At 59.8% G+C, this 16,502-nt stretch carries 13 protein-coding genes; 3 read left to right on the top strand and 10 right to left on the bottom strand.

Going from position 1 to position 16,502, the window contains the following annotated elements; genetic code table 11:
- Positions 1 to 164: 164 nt before the first annotated feature.
- Together soxA and soxB are read left to right on the top strand one after the other, a co-directional pair.
- A complete protein-coding gene (soxA, locus tag ACYCTF_RS12300) occupies positions 165 to 1,001 on the top strand; it encodes a sulfur oxidation c-type cytochrome SoxA (protein WP_461284179.1) in 837 nt (278 codons plus the stop codon).
- Positions 1,002 to 1,192: 191 nt separating this feature from the next.
- Positions 1,193 to 2,974, top strand: coding sequence for a thiosulfohydrolase SoxB (gene soxB, locus ACYCTF_RS12295; protein WP_461284178.1), 1,782 nt, complete (start codon positions 1,193 to 1,195; stop codon positions 2,972 to 2,974).
- A gap of 503 nt (positions 2,975 to 3,477) precedes the next feature.
- On the opposite strand, the gene ACYCTF_RS12290 is transcribed toward soxB, so the two are convergent.
- The 6 genes from ACYCTF_RS12290 to ACYCTF_RS12265 all read right to left on the bottom strand — a co-directional run bounded on the left by ACYCTF_RS12290 (position 3,478) and on the right by ACYCTF_RS12265 (position 9,997).
- Positions 3,478 to 3,858: a DUF4870 family protein gene (locus ACYCTF_RS12290; RefSeq protein WP_461284177.1), complete on the bottom strand. Its 381-nt coding sequence runs from the start codon at positions 3,856 to 3,858 to the stop codon at positions 3,478 to 3,480.
- 1 nt (position 3,859) lies between these two features.
- A complete protein-coding gene (locus ACYCTF_RS12285) occupies positions 3,860 to 4,486 on the bottom strand; it encodes a MarC family protein (protein WP_461284176.1) in 627 nt (208 codons plus the stop codon).
- Between the two features lie 470 nt (positions 4,487 to 4,956).
- Entirely contained in the window at positions 4,957 to 5,793 is an 837-nt protein-coding gene (locus ACYCTF_RS12280; protein ID WP_461284175.1) for a hypothetical protein, read from the bottom strand.
- Positions 5,794 to 5,839: 46 nt separating this feature from the next.
- Positions 5,840 to 7,012: a sigma-54-dependent transcriptional regulator gene (locus tag ACYCTF_RS12275; RefSeq protein WP_461284174.1), complete on the bottom strand. Its 1,173-nt coding sequence runs from the start codon at positions 7,010 to 7,012 to the stop codon at positions 5,840 to 5,842.
- A gap of 4 nt (positions 7,013 to 7,016) precedes the next feature.
- Positions 7,017 to 8,822, bottom strand: coding sequence for an ATP-binding protein (locus ACYCTF_RS12270; RefSeq protein ID WP_461284173.1), 1,806 nt, complete (start codon positions 8,820 to 8,822; stop codon positions 7,017 to 7,019).
- A gap of 8 nt (positions 8,823 to 8,830) precedes the next feature.
- Positions 8,831 to 9,997 carry a histidine kinase gene (locus tag ACYCTF_RS12265; RefSeq protein ID WP_461284172.1) on the bottom strand — a complete coding sequence of 389 codons (1,167 nt, stop codon included), beginning with the start codon at positions 9,995 to 9,997 and terminating at the stop codon, positions 8,831 to 8,833.
- Between the two features lie 843 nt (positions 9,998 to 10,840).
- Here ACYCTF_RS12265 and ACYCTF_RS12260 point away from each other — a divergent pair.
- A complete protein-coding gene (locus ACYCTF_RS12260; protein WP_461284960.1) occupies positions 10,841 to 11,197 on the top strand; it encodes a hypothetical protein in 357 nt (118 codons plus the stop codon).
- 176 nt (positions 11,198 to 11,373) lie between these two features.
- Here ACYCTF_RS12260 and kdpC read toward each other — a convergent pair whose 3' ends face one another.
- From kdpC to ACYCTF_RS12240, 4 genes are read right to left on the bottom strand one after another with little or no spacing between them, the layout of a single operon-like run.
- Positions 11,374 to 11,970, bottom strand: a complete 597-nt coding sequence (kdpC, locus tag ACYCTF_RS12255; protein ID WP_461284182.1) for a potassium-transporting ATPase subunit KdpC — start codon at positions 11,968 to 11,970, stop codon at positions 11,374 to 11,376.
- Between the two features lie 15 nt (positions 11,971 to 11,985).
- Positions 11,986 to 14,055 (bottom strand): potassium-transporting ATPase subunit KdpB, encoded by a 2,070-nt coding sequence (gene kdpB, locus ACYCTF_RS12250; protein ID WP_461284170.1) that lies wholly within the window; start codon positions 14,053 to 14,055, stop codon positions 11,986 to 11,988.
- Positions 14,052 to 15,791, bottom strand: coding sequence for a potassium-transporting ATPase subunit KdpA (gene kdpA / locus ACYCTF_RS12245; RefSeq protein WP_461284181.1), 1,740 nt, complete (start codon positions 15,789 to 15,791; stop codon positions 14,052 to 14,054). Before kdpA ends, kdpB begins: the two co-directional genes overlap by 4 nt.
- 3 nt (positions 15,792 to 15,794) lie before the next feature.
- Complete coding sequence (locus ACYCTF_RS12240; RefSeq protein WP_461284180.1) at positions 15,795 to 15,875, bottom strand: potassium-transporting ATPase subunit F; 81 nt, start codon at positions 15,873 to 15,875, stop codon at positions 15,795 to 15,797.
- Positions 15,876 to 16,502: the final 627 nt, after the last annotated feature.

The following is a 16,502-nucleotide window of genomic DNA, read 5'->3' as shown; positions in this document are numbered from 1 at the left end:
AAGGACCCGCTCATCGCCGTGAAGCTGACCCACGCGAAGAAGGGCGATCTCATCACCGTCGACTGGATCGACAACGAGGGCATGACCGGGCACGCCCAAACCCATGTGAGCTAGGAGGGATCAGGGGACCGCAGTTACTCAGTCCCCGATCGAAGAGGAGAATCATGAAAAAAACTACTATCCTGGTATTAGCGGCGGCCCTGTGCGCACCCCTCATGGCGCAGGCTTCGCCGAAGTCGGACATGGAGACGTTTCAGGCTTATTTCCATAAACGCTTCCCCAATGTGCCCTTCAAGGATTACGCAAACGCGGTCTACGCGATGCCTGCCGCCAAGAATCTCAGGGCGCAGTGGAAACAGATCATGGAGTTTCCGTCCTATACGTTTGCCTTGGATCGCGGGAAGCGCCTTTGGAACACCCCGTTCAAGGACGGCAATACCTACGCGAGCTGCTTCAAGAACGGCGGCGTAGGTATCGCGACACATTACCCCTACTGGGACCCCGCAACCAAAGAGGTCCGCACCCTGGTCATGGATATCAACACATGTCGGGTCCGTAATGGCGCCGCGCCCTACAAGAACGTGACGACAGGACCCATGGCCGACATCGATGCCTACGTCAAACACCTGTCATACGGTATGCCGGTCCATGTTGACGTGAACTCGCCGGGCGCTGTGACAGCCTTCCGGGCCGGAGAGCAGTTTTTCTGGGCACGGCGCGGGCAGCTCAATTTTTCCTGCGCGACCTGTCATGTCTGGAACGCGGGCAAACGGCTTCGAGGCAATATCATAAGCGCGGCGCTTGGCCAAGGCGTCGACTTCCCCGCCTACCGCTCGGCGTGGGGCACACTCGGCACGCTCGCCAAACGCTACCAGGGATGCAACAAGAAGGTGGGGGCTGCCCCCTTCAAGCCGGAAAGCGTCCAGTATCGGGATCTCGAGTTCTATCAGATGTACATGAACACGGGCCTACCTTTAAGCGCACCAAGTCAACGCCCTTAGGGGCCACCAACCCCCCTGCAGGCCGCCTCCGGGCGGCCTCGCTTCGCGGGGAATAGATTGGCGCCCTCTTGCGTCTCTTAGCAGACTGCGGCGCGGTATAAAGACGGCGCTAGAGGTCCGTTGCGGTAGTCTCCCACAAGAAGGCACTACCCGCCATCCGACACTTGAACAAGCGCGAGGAGTAGACGTTTATGAGCTTGTCACGACGAGAATTCTTGCAGATGCTAGCGGTCGCAGGGGCGACCGGCGCCGGACTTTCAGGCTGCAGCGTAAATCGCCTACAGGGCGGCGAAAGCGCGACCGCGGCGGCAAGCCACCTATATGACATGCCGGTCTACGGCAACGTAAGCCTGCTGCACATGACGGACTGCCACGCGCAGCTCCTTCCGGTCTACTTCCGCGAACCCAACATCAATATCGGCGTAGGCCCCGCCTGGGGCCGCCCGCCTCACTTGGTCGGCGAACACTACCTCCATTACTTCAAAGTGCCGTTCGGCGGGCGCCGCGCAAATGCGTTTACCTACCTGGATTTCACGGAAGCCTCCCGCCGCTTCGGCAAAATCGGCGGCTTCGCTCATCTCGCCACACTCGTAAAAAAGGTGCGCGGAGAGCGCGCTGGACGCAGCCTGCTGCTGGACGGTGGCGATACTTGGCAAGGCTCGGCGACATCACTTTGGACCGAGGGGCGCGACATGATCGGGGCACAAAAGCTCCTCGGCGTCGACGCCATGACTGCACACTGGGAATTCACCTATGGCGCGAAACGCGTCAAAGAAGCCATCGACACAGAGCTCAAGGGCCATATCGAGTTCCTTGCCCAGAACGTCAATGACTCCACCTGGGGCTCGCTCGTCTTCAAGCCCTACATGATGCGCGACGTCAATGGCGTGAAGGTCGCGGTCATCGGCCAGGCCTTCCCGTACACCCCCATTGCCAACCCAGCCTACATGGTCCCGGACTGGGAATTCGGTATCGATCAAGCGCATATGCAAAAGACCGTGAACGAGGTGCGGGCCAAGGGCGCGCAAGTGGTCGCCGTCCTCTCACACAACGGCATGGACGTGGACCTGAAGATGGCGCGCCAAGTCCACGGGATCGATGTCATCTTGGGCGGCCACACCCACGATGCCGAGGCTGAGCCCGTGCCGGTGCGCAATAGCGGCGGCACGACATTGGTCTTCAATTCCGGGTCCAACACGAAGTTCCTGTTGGTTTTGGATCTCGACGTGCGCGGTGGCCGGGTGCGCGGTTACAAGTCCCGCCTCATGCCGGTATTCGCCGACCTGCTGCCGGCGGATCCGGAAATGGCGGCCTACGTCCAGAAGGTGCGCGCGCCCTATAAGGACAAGCTCGCCGAGAAGCTCGCTATCAATGAAGGGTTGCTGTATCGCCGCGGGAACTTCAACGGCACATTCGATCAGTTGATCATCGACGCGCAGCTCGCAGTATCCGGCGCCCAACTGGCGCTCTCGCCTGGCTTCCGTTGGGGCACGAGCCTTTTGCCCGGCGAGCCTATCACGATGGAAGACGTCATGAATCAGACGGCCATCACCTATCCGGCGACGACCCTCGACACTTATACCGGCAAACAGCTGAAAAGCGTGCTGGAACAAATCGCCGACAACCTCTTCAACAAAGACCCCTACTATCAGCAGGGTGGCGACATGGTGCGCGTGGGCGGCTTCACCTACACGATGGCTCCGACACGCAATATCGGCCATAGGATCTCCGATCTGCGGCTCTTGAACGGCAAACCCATAGAGCCCAACAAGCGCTATACGGTGTCGGGCTGGGCCGATGTCTACCGACCCAAGCATCCGGGCAAAAAGATCTGGGACGTGGTGTCGGAATACCTGCGCGACCAAAAGACCGTACGCGCAGAAACCGCCTACACACCGCGACTCCTCGGTGTCGCAAACAACCCAGGCTACGCGCCGTGGCCCGCCCCAAAGAAGACCCTTACGGGCACCTAAAGGGCGGCCCAGATTCGCTTCAATCGAAGGACCGCTTCCCGCGGTCCTTTTTTTGTGCCCAATCGCGGCACGCTCGCAGGCGACGCAGCCCCAGGGATGTGTCTATCAGCGCACCTGGCGTGCGCGATTAAGCAGAGCGAACCGGCAGAAAGGCTTTGCGCGCCCGCTCGGCATCCCACCAGACGGCGTCAAAAGCTTGGGCATCCCTTCCGAATGCGCCATAGACGGGAACACCGCTAACGCGCGGGGGTGTGGCCCTTACTGAACCTTGCGCATCACGGGCCATAGCCGAGCGCACAGACTACACGCGCAAAGGTTCAGCGCGGCGCATTCACGCCGGCGGACCAGGGAAGTGTCAGGTTATCAAAATCGGGGTATACACAACCCACTTTATGCGGGTAGTGATTTTCCAAGAATGCCAGACACCAGCGGCGTGGATTTGTGTGGGAAACGTCCCGAGACGCTTGCATGGCCGAAATACCTGCCGTTGCCCGGACACGAGCCTAGGGCGACTGGCTTGTCACCTGGAGCGAACTGGGCGGCATGGATTGCTCGTCAACCAGAGCGAGAACCCCGCGGATCACGCGATAGACCCACCACACGCTGACCACGATCAACGCGACATAGCTTACAAGCGCAAAGAGGAGGAGCAAGGAGGCGGCCGCCCACAACAGGCCCCACCAAAACGTCCGTATCATCCATCGGTGGTGGCTCCCATAACAGCTGCCGCTGCGATTGCGCCGCCAGTAATTCAAGCCCAGAGCCAGGATGCTCGGCGCTAGCATGCCGAAGAAACCCACAACATACAGGGCATAGGCGACCACCACCAATTCCCGCTCGCGGTTCCCATCGAAGGGCGGGGCATCCACTGAGATCTCTTCCATTTCAATGGCCCTGGAGGAGGCCTACGCGTATGCCGGTCAGCACATACTGGACCGCGAGGGCCGTCAACAACACGCCAAGTAAGCGCGTAACTACGTTGGCCCCGGTCTCGCCCATGAGTGCAAGTATCCGCACCGAGGAAAGAAGCACACCAAGCGTAATGGCCAACACCAAGGTCAGTATACCAAGGAGAAGTCCAACTGCGGCAAGGCGCCCATGGGCGGCCGAGAGCATGAGCAGGAGACTCGTAAGCGCCCCGGGGCCCGCCAACAGCGGGATGGCGAGCGGAAAGACGGAGATGTCATCCCGGCCGCGCGCCTCTTCCGTTTCGCGCCGAGTCGTGGACCGCAGCCCCGAATGACGCGCAAATACCATGTCGATTGCAAGCAAAAACAGAAGCAGCCCGCCCGCAATACGGAACGCCGCAAGGCCGATCCCCAGGACGCGTAAGAGGGCAAAACCACTAAAGGCAAAGAAAAACAGCACGAGCGCGGCAACCAGGACGCCTTTTACTGCCATCCGCCGACGATATTCGGGGCTCGCCCCTGCGGTGAGGGCCCCGAAGAGCGGCACCAAGCCGATGGGGTCGATCACGACAAAGAAGGTCAGAAAGACGTCGTAGGTCTTCATAAAGCGGCCACCGCTCCCAAACGTTATAGAACCCAGGCCTGGTCCTTTGTGATCGGCACAGCACATACTCTCGCTCAGGCCAGCTAATCGGCGATGAAAGACTTAACCGACCGCACATGGTCCACATGTGCGCCAGCGTGACATGGGGGCGGAAAGGGCAGCGCTCGACTGTTCCTGCGACATCCGCCACGAGACCTTGCAGACTCGCGGCAAGCCCCAGGAGCCGAAGGCAAGAGGACCTCAGTTCCGGAAGCCAAGGCGTCTATCCGATCGAGCACGCCCAGGAAGCTTTCCCGTACGGAAGCAGCAGCCCCCCACCCTAGGGCGCACCGGGCGTCATCCCCCACCTCGCCCACAAACGCAACCCTCACATGCTAACCATCGGCCGGGCGCTAGCCCCGTGTGCCTCTGCCGCTAGGCGCACACGCACATCGCCATGGGGCCAGAGCGCGCAAAAGAGCCCCTCGTCCCTAGAAGAAGAACCGCATGCCGCCTTCATAGCTTGTCATGACCGTATTACTCTGGGGCTCCATGATAACAAGACTGCCCGATGGCTGCGCCACGCTCTGCCCATACGAAAATCGTGTGTAGCGGACAGCGCCGTACACCCCGAGGCGACGCGACACGCGAAAATCCAAAGACGCCCCCGCCTTGACGAGTGCGGCCGTTCCGAGCGCTTGAGAAAAATCATACGCAGGCACGCTGATCGCGGGATTCATGGTTTGTCCCGCCGAGGCATAGATGCTCGCCACGAGCGCGTCTGTGAGCGCCATCTGGATCAGGACGCCAAGCGCCATGTAGTCATGCCGATAATCCTCTTCGTAGGTCTGCCCCGTACCCACCCCCACCATTCGCCGCCACGCGTGATGCCCGTATTCGAAAAACGGCACCGCCATGACAGAACGCTCAGGAAACGCCGCGCCCAACCGCACGCTGTAGTCCGAAATGACCGCTCCCGAGACCGTGCTTGGCACAGCCCCACCGCTCTGCGTATAACCCTGGTAGCGCACGTAACCGCTCGTCCAGTCGTAGCTCGCGCGGGCATAGAGGCGTTCGTGCAAAAGCAGGCCCGATGCGCTGGCCTGGAAACCGTCTATAAATCCATATTCACGATCGAAGTAATCCGTTTGCGGAGCATTTGTGCATACCGCTAGCGCACATGTATCGCTTGGTTCTACGTAATGGAAATCCGTCAATCGGTAAGAGGCTGACACATTATCGTCAATACTCCATACGGACCGTACCTGCGCAGCCGCCGCCCCTTGCAGGACGCCCGCCGCCAGCACTGCCAGCCACAAAGTCTTCAAAAACCGGATCCTCGAGGCAGAACGCCCCACGAGCGAATCTCAATGGCTAGGACGCGGGATATGTCGACAAACGATCCGGCAAATGTTCCACACTTATGCGTCCAGGGCCCGCCAAAATCACACACCTTTCAATAACGTTCTGAAGCTCACGAACGTTACCGGGCCAATTGTAACGGGCAAGACAGGTCTTTACCTCATTCTCCATGTCTGGAATCGACGAAAGGCCGTTGCGAGCCGCCGCCTGCGCCACGAATCGCTCTACAAGGACAGGGATATCCTCCGGGCGCGACCGGAGAGGCGGCATAAGTATCTCAGCGACATTGAGCCTATAATAGAGGTCTTCCCGAAACCCCTCTCCAGCAACGAGATCGCGCAAATCACGGTTGGTCGCGGCAATGACGCGGGTGTCTACGGCGCGAGTCTTAAGCTCACCCACTCGCTCAAAAACCTTATCTTGCAGGAAGCGGAGCAGCTTGGCCTGCCCTTCAGCCGGCAATTCACTCACCTCGTCCAAAAATAGTGTTCCGCCATCCGCAGCTTCAAGTCGGCCCACCTTGTCCTTGATCGCCCCCGTGAACGCGCCCTTGCAGTGACCGAAGAGTTCGCTTTCGAGCAAGTTCGGCGAAAGGCTTGCACAGTTCACTTCGACGAAGGGCCCCTTGCTTCGGCCGCTAGCGGCGTGGATCCGGCGCGCGATCAGACTCTTGCCTGTGCCGCTCTCCCCCAACACGAGCACGGTCGCTTCACTGCGCGCAAAACGTTCGGCCATGGACAATGTCCGGCGGAACGACTCCGAACGAGTCAGCATGCCCTCTTTATCCAAAGCCACGCGGAGGTTGTGATTTTCCACCTCGAGGCTCTGGATATGGATCGCCCGGCTCAGAATCTGCTCTATCTCGGCCGGGGCAAAGGGCTTTACGATAAAGTCGGCCGCCCCCCGCTTTATCGCCTCCACCGCCTTCTCCACACTCGCGTACGCCGTCATGATAATAACGGGCAGCGATGGGTAATCCGCCTTGACGGCAGCCAGAAGCTCGATGCCGCCCTCGCCCTCCATCCTTAAGTCTGACAGCACGATATCGGCGCGGAACTCCCGCAGAGTGGTCAATGCCGCCTTGACCGACGCCACATCCCGTACACGGTATCCGCGCCGCTCAAGGAAGATACTGAGCGTCAACCGAATCTTACGATCGTCGTCCACTATGAGTACGGACTGCATCCCGTCACCCTTGCGTCGGAGGCGACACAACGGGCTGCAATGGCAGGTCAGCGGCCGTCATGTATCTTGGAAGACTGATGCGAAACACGGTCCCTTCGTTCACCTTGGATGCGACTGTTATGCGCCCACCATGCGCCTCCACCATCTCGCGAACGATTGCGAGCCCCATACCTGCAGACCCTTGGCGATCCCCGGTCCCTTGCGTAAACCATTCGAATATGCTCGGCAACTCCTCGGGCGGGATCCCACGTCCGGTGTCGGCCACCTCCATTAAGACCTCATCGTCGCTCGGCTTCGACACCGTCACTGTAATCTGGCCATGCAAGGGCGTATGGCGCAGCGCATTCGAGAGCAAATTATTGAAAACCCAGCCGAGCTTAATCGGATCGGCGTTCACGGCTACCTCCGGGAGACACTGCACTACCATGTCGACATCCTGGAGTTCGGCCTGAAGGCGAAAGGAGTGAACCTGTCGATGCAGGAATTCGCACAGCTCCAGCGGCCTCAGATCAATGCTCGCGCGGATGGCGTCCGGCCTAGAGACGTCGAGGAGATCCTCCACTAACATCGTTAAGCGGCCCACTTCCTCCTTGGCGATTTCCAGGAGCTGACGGACCTGCGCGGAAAAGTTGTCCTGATGGGTGGTTTCGTAGAGGGTGCCGATACTGAGGCTGAGACTTGTAAGTGGCGTCTTAAGCTCATGCGAAAGCGTCGCCAATAGCTGCGTCCTCTGGTGCTCGGCATGCCGCAACTCCGTCACGTCCTGCAACACGACAATCAGCCCTATTATGCTGCGGCCCTTATCACGAAACGGAACGGTCTTCAGGATATAGTAATGGAGCCGGCCGCGTATAGTTAGCGAGAATTCGTTGCGGCTATACTGTGGCTCGTCTTGATCCTCCCGACGCAGCGACATAAGGGCATTGCGAAGATTCATATAGAACCGCGTGGCTATGTTCAGATCATTGATATTGCGACCGAGCAGCTCGCCAGGCTCGGTCTGCAGCAACATACCGGCCATGAAGTTCACGTGGAGAATCTTCCCCTGCCGATCCAAAAGAACGAGCCCATCGTCTATTGAGTTTATGAGTGCGTCGATCTTGGCATTCTCATAGACCAGCTTTTCGGTGTTCCCACGATCGTATTTGTCGAGCCTCCGCAAGAGTCCATTGAACTCTCTAGTCAAGTCATCGAACTCCACGAGTCCATAGCGCTCAAGCTCGCGGTGCGTGCCAGCAGGACTCAAATCATGAATGCTGCGTGCCAGCTGGCGCATGGGCCGTAAAATGAGCCGCACCATCCACACCGAGAGTATCAGGATGGCAAGCAGTGACGCACCAAGCCCGAGCGACGCGAATATCGTCAGATCCTTGATCGCACTGACCGCGCGATGCTCCCGCTCGCCTACGGCGGCGCGCGTAACCTCTCTCAGCCTCTCCAGAGAACGATCAAGGGACTTGAGGCGGGCGGCATCGGGGCGGGTCCGATAGGCCTTCCACGCGCTCCAGACGCGCGCGCGCTCGCCGCCTATATGCAACCCTTCGGTACCGTCGCCGAAGCCTTGCGATGAAGCGACGAACCGAGTCGCTATGCGTGCCCGCCCCTTCGCCGGGGTGGCAAGGGCGTACGCATGAGCGGCCTCCCGCATGGTGCTCATCATGACGGCGACATGAGCATTGGTCCTCAATATCCGCTGGGTGACGCCGCCGAGTGCGCCTACACGGGCGACAAGGAGGGCACCCAAGACGCCGAGAAACAAAACAACCGCCGAGATGGCGATAATAAGACGATTACTGAGTGATCGCGGCATGAATTGTCCTAGTGACGCGTCTGCGTCTCGCTCTCCTTGGTGTCGACGATTTGAACATCGACCCCATCCGTATGATTCAGGAACTCGAGCGTCAGCCACTTGAATAGGCGCAGGCGCCAGCCCACATGTCGATTCTTGCCAAAGATCGCCATCGTGATGCCGTGCGCCTCCACAAAACTCACAAGAGCATCGAGCACGCTCTGCGATTCGAGCACCTTGAATCGCGCCCCCAGATCCTCCGCTAAGCGCTCGAGCTTCAAAAACTCCTTCCGGACCGGGCTCAAGGCCTTTCCTGGCGCAAGCTCGGGTCTCACGACCGTAACGGCGAACCAGTCCGCATTCAAGCGGCCGGCAACCCGTGCCCCACGGCGCAACAGGGCCACATTCGCGGCATGGTCGGGTCCGAGGCAGACGACCACGCGATCGGGGCGGCGCAGAGGCCCCGCCTCCCGCAAAAGCCGTTGCTCCTCGGTCTGATATTCGACCTTACTCGCCACCTCACGCAATGCCATCTCGCGCATGGCCGCCAGGTTCTCCGGGGTAAAGAAACCGCGAAGCGCGCTTTCGACCTTCTCGGAGGGATAGATCTTGCCGCGACGCAGGCGCTCCCTATGGTCTTCAACGGAGAGATCAATATTGATGATCTCGCTTGCAATGGCCAAGATGCGATCCGGGACGGTCTCACGCACCTTGACGCCGGTTAGTCGCTCGACATAGGGGTTCAGGCTCTCGATATGCTGAATGTTGACGGCAGATATGACATTAATGCCGGCCTTTAGGATATCCTCCACATCCTGATAACGCTTTGGATGCTCGGTCCCCGGAATGTTGGAATGCGCAAGTTCATCGACGATGACGATCTGCGGCCGACGCTCAAGGATTGCCGGCAGATTCATTTCGTCGAAAAATCTGTCCTGGTAACGGATGCGCCGCAAGGGGACTTTTTCAAGATCGCCCACGAGCCCCGCGGTCTCGACACGGCCATGCGTCTCTATGTAACCCAATACCACATCGACGCCTTCGTCGCGCAGTCTGCGCGCCTCGAGGAGCATCTGATAGGTCTTCCCGACGCCGGCCGCCGACCCGATATAAATCTTGAGGCGACCCGCCGTGCGCTCCTTCAGCGTGCTTAGAATATCCTGTTCCGACGAGGACAGAGTGCTTTGCGGTTCCATGAGGCCTCCCACCGCTCAAGCCCTTACGGGCTTGGGCGGGGATTTTTGGGGCTCGCGACCCGTACAGGGAGACGATTCCCCTCGTCGCATTGCGATAAACGGCTCCCGCCAACATGACGACCGCGTGGCGTGAGTATCATGCTTCGGCGCAGCCGCCACAGCACCCCACGGTCTTACACCGCCCCCTATCCCGAAAGGGCCCCAGAGCCGGAACCGTAGGCCGCATGCCCGCATTGCCGGCTAATCTCCTTTCCAACCACCGCAATAGTACCAGGGCCGCATTGTCATCACCGTCACAGGTGACAGCGCAGCGGGGACATAAGTGTTGCCAATCGGAACGGACGGTCTTTCCGTTCGGCCATTGTCCAACACATATGACGGTGTTGCGTGGGTTGGATCGTCGGTGTCGGCGCTCCCCCATACCAGGACCCAGCCTACCCGCTGGCGTGGCACGGAACTGCTGCAAAAAGTCCCGACGCTGCCGGGCCCAGTGTTGGCTGTCCTCGCGTAAAGCGGCGGAGACCGGAAAGCCCCGTTGTCGGCCGCCCAATTGCTGGGCCCTACACATCCTACGGGACACCGCCTGCCCGAACCGCTTCAATTCCGCGAGCGGATTTCTGAGTTGCCACGGCTTGGCGACAGCTACGATTCCTTGGGACGTGACGATCGCCTCCAGCCGCTCCGCTTGGGTGGCGCTTGGGTACAGGCGACAGGCAGCTTTGCGGCTCAACATGGTTCGATTATATCCGGTGACCGCCGCTAATAAAGCAGGAATGCCAGCGCCGCGTTGAGCCATGAGCGTGACTCAATGCCCGCCGTGGACAACCCCCGATTCGTGGAGGCATGGCCGCCATTGTCGGCCACACCTCCCGGAACCACCCCGCGCTTACAGACGGAGCGCTGCGGCGCAAGTTTTGGTCGATCAGTTGCCCGAGTAGCACGCCGTTGCTTAGCATGGCGCTCGGCACCTCCGACCGCCAGGGCGGCGAATTCGATCTTGAAGGGGCGGTACCGCCGATCGATGGGGCCCAATTGGCCCGCGCGCTGCAAAGCCGTCCGCGCAAAGCGACGAAAATACTGGTCTTCCCGCACCAGGGCGTTATCGGGGTGCCGTTGACCGCCGATCCACCGCTGCAAGGTTTGCGCTTACGCGGAGGTCGGGTAACAGCGAAAGCCGACACCGATCTGCATGATCGTTGATATTACTCCGCTTTGTGGAGTAATAGCGATTTCCGAGAACCTATCGTACTTAGAAAAACAGGCCCTCCGTCTGATTCCTTTCTGGTGCAACGCTCGCGTGATCCTCGCCTAGGAGGGGGATGCGTAGATAGGCTATTCCGGCATCCACCAATTCTTGGTCGAAAGGCCCCGAGCCCTCAGTGTCCCATCCTGTCATCGCGATTGCGATTCGCGAGCCGCTGGAGTCCCAGATTCAGCGCCAGAACATTCACGCGCGCCTGTCCAAACAGCCCGAGCCAGGGCCTGCGTTCATGCCGCGCCACAAGACGGCGCACCGAAGCCGGCGGCAGGCCGCGCTTGCGAGCGACCCAGCGGGCCTGAAGATAGGCATTGGCGGGGGTAATGTCCGGGTCGAGCCCGGACCCCGAACTCGTGATCATATCCGCCGGCAACCGTTGCCCCGCGAGCGTCGGATGGTGGGCCAGAAGACGATTGCGCCGCGCGGCGAGATGACGCGCAAGCCTACGGCTCAACGGACCAAGGTTAGAGGCACCGGACGAACGCGGGTCCATGTGGACGGCTGACGGCCTTCCATGGAACCACCGAGCCCCCCGGAATCGCTGCTCGATCAGACGCGAACCCACGATCCGCCCGTCTTGCCGCACGAGACTGCCATTGGCGGGTCCCGGAAATGCGAGTTGGTTGATACCGATCTCAAGCAAAGGATAGCCGAGCCCAAACATCACCCACGTCAAGAGGACAAAACGTAGAGCAGTCCCAAAAGTACGCGACAGAAGGCCTCCTCGCGGCTAACGCAAAAACGGACTGAGAACGAGATCAATGGCCTTGATACCGATAAAGGGCACGATAAGGCCCCCAAAACCATAGAGCAGAACGTTACGCGCCAACATATGATTGGCAGTCGTCGGCTGAAAACGCACCCCGCGCAACGCCAGGGGGATCAAGATCGGAATGATTGCGGCGTTGAATATGAGCGCCGACAAGACCGCGCTCTCAGGGGTTGCAAGATGCATGATATTGAGCGCCGACACCCCCGGCAATGCCAACATGAACATGGCCGGCAACATCGCAAAATATTTGGCCACGTCGTTTGCGATAGAGAAGGTGGTAAGCGCCCCGCGTGTGATGAGAAGCTGCTTGCCAATCGCCACGACATCGATAAGCTTGGTCGGATCGGAGTCCAGATCGATCATGTTGGCAGCCTCCTTCGCGGCCACCGTCCCCGAGTGCATGGCAAGACCGACGTCCGCCTGAGCGAGCGCCGGCGCGTCGTTCGTGCCATCGCCGGTCATAGCCACGAGCCGTCCCTGCCCCTGCTCCAAACGAATGACGCGGATCTTGTCCTCAGGCTTGGCCTCGGCTACGAAATCATCGACACCGGCTTGTTCGGCGATCACGCGCGCCGTAATCGGGTTGTCGCCCGTGACCATGATCGTCTTGATGCCGAGACTGCGCATATGCGCGAAGCGCTCACGCATACCGGGCTTCAAAACATCCGATAGACCGATCACGCCAATCAGCGCCCCGTCCATTGCAAGCGCGAGCGGGGTTGCACCCTTTTTTGCCACGCGATCGGCCGCCTCCTTTAACTCCGGCGGGGCCGTGGTCTTGAAGCCATCCTGCACGTACCGCGCGACCGCCGCGACCGCACCTTTACGCGCCTCGCGGCCGTCTGGCAGGTTCGTCCCGCTCATGCGGGTCTCGGCAGTAAACTCCACGCCTTGCGCCTGCTCCCAAACAGGATCACGTCTGGCACCCCGCGCCACTGCCAGCGCCACAATCGATCGCCCCTCGGGAGTGGAGTCATACCAGGAGGCGGCCATAGCAGCCTCTGCGACATCGTCCTCGCTGTACCCTGGCAAAGGCATAAACTCAGTGGCCTGGCGGTTGCCCATGGTGATAGTGCCCGTCTTGTCCAAAATCAACGTCTGTACGTCACCCGCCGCCTCCACGGCGCGGCCGGACATCGCCAAAACGTTGAACCGCGTAGCGCGATCAATGCCGGCGATCCCGATGGCGGACAAGAGTGCCCCGATGGTCGTAGGCATCAACGCCACGAGAAGCGCAATCAGGGTCGCCACATCGATATGGATATGAAGAAAAGAAGCAAGCGGCTTCAAAGTGGCCACCACGACCAGGAATATCAGGCTCAGGACCGCAAGCAGCACAGTCAGGGCAATCTCGTTGGGTGTCTTCTGGCGACGCGCACCTTCCACGAGCTGAATCATGCGATCGAGGAAGGTGTGCCCCGGGTCGGCGGAGACCTTGAAAACCAACCAGTCCGAGAGGATGCGTGTGCCGCCGGTGACGGTCGACATCATATCCGTGCCCGGCTCCTTCAAGACTGGGGCCGATTCCCCCGTTATCGCCGACTCATCGACCGACGCGATGCCTTCCAGGATCTCCCCATCCGTCGGAATGATCTCGCCACGCTCGACACGCACGCGATCCCCCTTGCGAAGCATGCCTGCCGCAACGACCTGAAGAGTGCCATCGTCGGCGATGCGCCGCGCCGTCGCGTCCGTCTTCGTTTGACGCAGTGCATCGGCCTGCGCCTTGCCTCTGCCCTCCGCAAAGGCCTCAGCGAAGTTCGCGAACCATACCGTAAAGAACAGGATGGCTGTCACAAAGCCGTTATAGGCCGCAGTCACCTGCGTCTTTCCGAAAAGGTCCGGATCGAAGGTCAACGCCAAAGTCACAAACATCGATAACCAGACGATGAACATGACGGGATTGCGCACCTGGACCCGCGGGCTGAATTTTTTGAAGGAGTCGATAATTGCCTGCCCAGCGAGCTCCCGCGTCCTCTTGCGCCCGCCCTCGATATGCCTGGGGGTGCCTGCCGCCGCCTCGTTCATCGTATCGCCCCAATCGATGCATGGTGCGCATAGAACTCGGCGATGGGCCCCAACACGAGGCCAGGGAAGAAAGTCAGCGCCCCCACAACTATGATGGTGGCGAACCAAAATCCGCCGAAAAGCACCGTATCGGTCTTCAAGGTTCCTACTGTTTCCAATACGCGTGGTTTCGCGGCCAAGGAGCCGCCGAGCGCAAGCATAAAAATGATTGAGGCGTAGCGCCCCACCAGAATCACAACGGCCAAAGCGACGTTATACCAAGGGGTATCACCGTTTAGCCCCGCAAAGGCCGAGCCGTTATTGGCGGCGGCCGAAGTAAAGGCGTAGAGCACTTCGGACAGACCGTGTGATCCGGCGTTCCCGAGTGAGCTCACTCCATACGGAGCCATCAAGGACCACGCGGTCGGGACCAGAATGATTAGGGGGTGGACCAAGAGCGCAAGAGACGCCAGCACAATTTCCCGTTTCTCGATCTTCTTTCCGAGGAATTCCGGTGTGCGCCCCACCATGAGGCCGGCAATGAAAACAGCGAAAATGCCATACATCAGGAAATTGAGCATCCCGACACCCTGGCCGCCGAACACACAATTCAGCATCATTTGCACAAGCGACACCATGCCACCTGCGGGCGTATAGCTATCCAGCATGGAATTGACCGCACCGGTCGCGGAAGCGGTGCTCACCGTATCGAACAAGGCGCTCTGGGTGATGCCGAACCGCACCTCCTTACCGACCATATTGCCGCCCATCTGGCCGGCGCTTGCGTGCTGCATCAAGCCCGCATGCGCCAAAAGCGGCGTGCCACGCTGCTCGGCAATCACGGCCGTGAACACCGCGACTACCAGCATCGACGCCATGACCGTGTAGATCACGCGGGCCAGCTTCGGGTTCCCCACAATGCGCCCGAAGGCCACGACCAGCGCCATGGGACCTACCATCATGAGCAGGGTCTCGATGACGTTTGACAAAGGTGTCGGGTTCTCGAAGGGGTGCGCCGAATTCGCATTGAAAAATCCTCCCCCATTCGTGCCCAAATGCTTTATAACCTCGAGGTCCGCCACCGGACCCAGGGGTATGTGCTGCACGCCACCCTGGATGAGGTGCGACGTGACCATGCCCGTGAGCGTCTCGGGGGATCCCTGCCAAACCAGGATCGGCGTAATGAAAAGGCACGGGAGGAGAAACACGCGCGTGAGGACCCGCACGAAATCGTGGTAGAAGTTGCCGAGAATGTGGCCTTTATCACGATTCGGGGTAAGTGCGCGAAAAAACGCGATCGCCACGACCAAGCCCGTTGCCGCCGAAGTAAACATGGGAAAGGTTATGGCGGCCATCTGGCTAAAAAGCGAAAGAGTCGACTCGCCGCCATAATTCTGCCAGTTGGTATTCGTGACGAAGCTCGCCGCCGTATTGAAGGCGAGAAAGGGTTGCACGTCGGGGAATTTCAGGGGGTTCCACGGCAGATGGGCCTGAAAAGACAGGATCACATAGATCAAGAGACCCATAAGGAGATTGGTGAGAAGCATATGGACCGCGTAGCCCTTCCAGTCCATCCCCTCCTTCACGGCATCCCGCCCTATGAGGCGATAGATAAGTCGGTCGACCGGATCGAAGACCGGATCGAGCAGGGTCTTCTGCCCCTGAAAGACGTGCGCCAGATAGCGCCCAAAGGGAACGCTGATCGCTCCCGCCAGCAGCAGCTCAATAGCGATTTGCCAAAACGCGTTCGCGCCCATCACTCAGAAACGCTCCGGGTACAAGATTGCGTAAACCAAATAAGCCGCCACCGCAGCGACAAGCGCGAGCAATAGATCCGTCATTTATTTCCCCCTTCACGGCTCCCAATGACCACGCTCGAAAAGCGCACGAGGCCCGCAAGGAGACCATAGACCGCTATAAACGACACTCCCATAACCCAAAACATCGTGGCATTCCTCTCGTTCCCTATGCCCGCGCCCAGCAGGATCCAATGTGCCGTCGGTCGCGACGGCCCGCATCGCCGGAAGAAGCGGCCGTTGGGGGGCGGCTTTCGAAAAAACTTACCATGAACACATTCGCGGCCCCAGACCCCTTTATCCCGGCGCCATTCGACCTCGAGGCGTGGCCACGCTCCGCCTTCGTCCCGCTCATGATCCCCCGATATCGGTCTGCCACTGCAAGGGCCAGCCCTGATCCACGCCGAGACGCATCATCGTATGCTCCTTGCCATAAGCTCCCTTCGGTGTGAACGGCACAACCCGCATCCCCATCCTAGCAAGCCGCGTGCCATGATATTTTTCCGCAATGATTCCAGTGGTTAGATGCCCCCAAGAGGACCCCGGCTTAAAGAATGGCGCGGGAATTCCCATCCCCTTTAGGGGATTGGGATGAGAGTGCCTATTGGCCCTGACACTCCTGTATGTATCGACGAACAACCTCAGCGGACACACTTCCCGCTGTGCCTACAT

It is taken from the genome of Acidiferrobacter sp., assembly GCF_054609335.1.
Note: the sequence above shows the minus strand (reverse complement) of the source record. Positions and strands in the feature narration are given on the sequence as shown.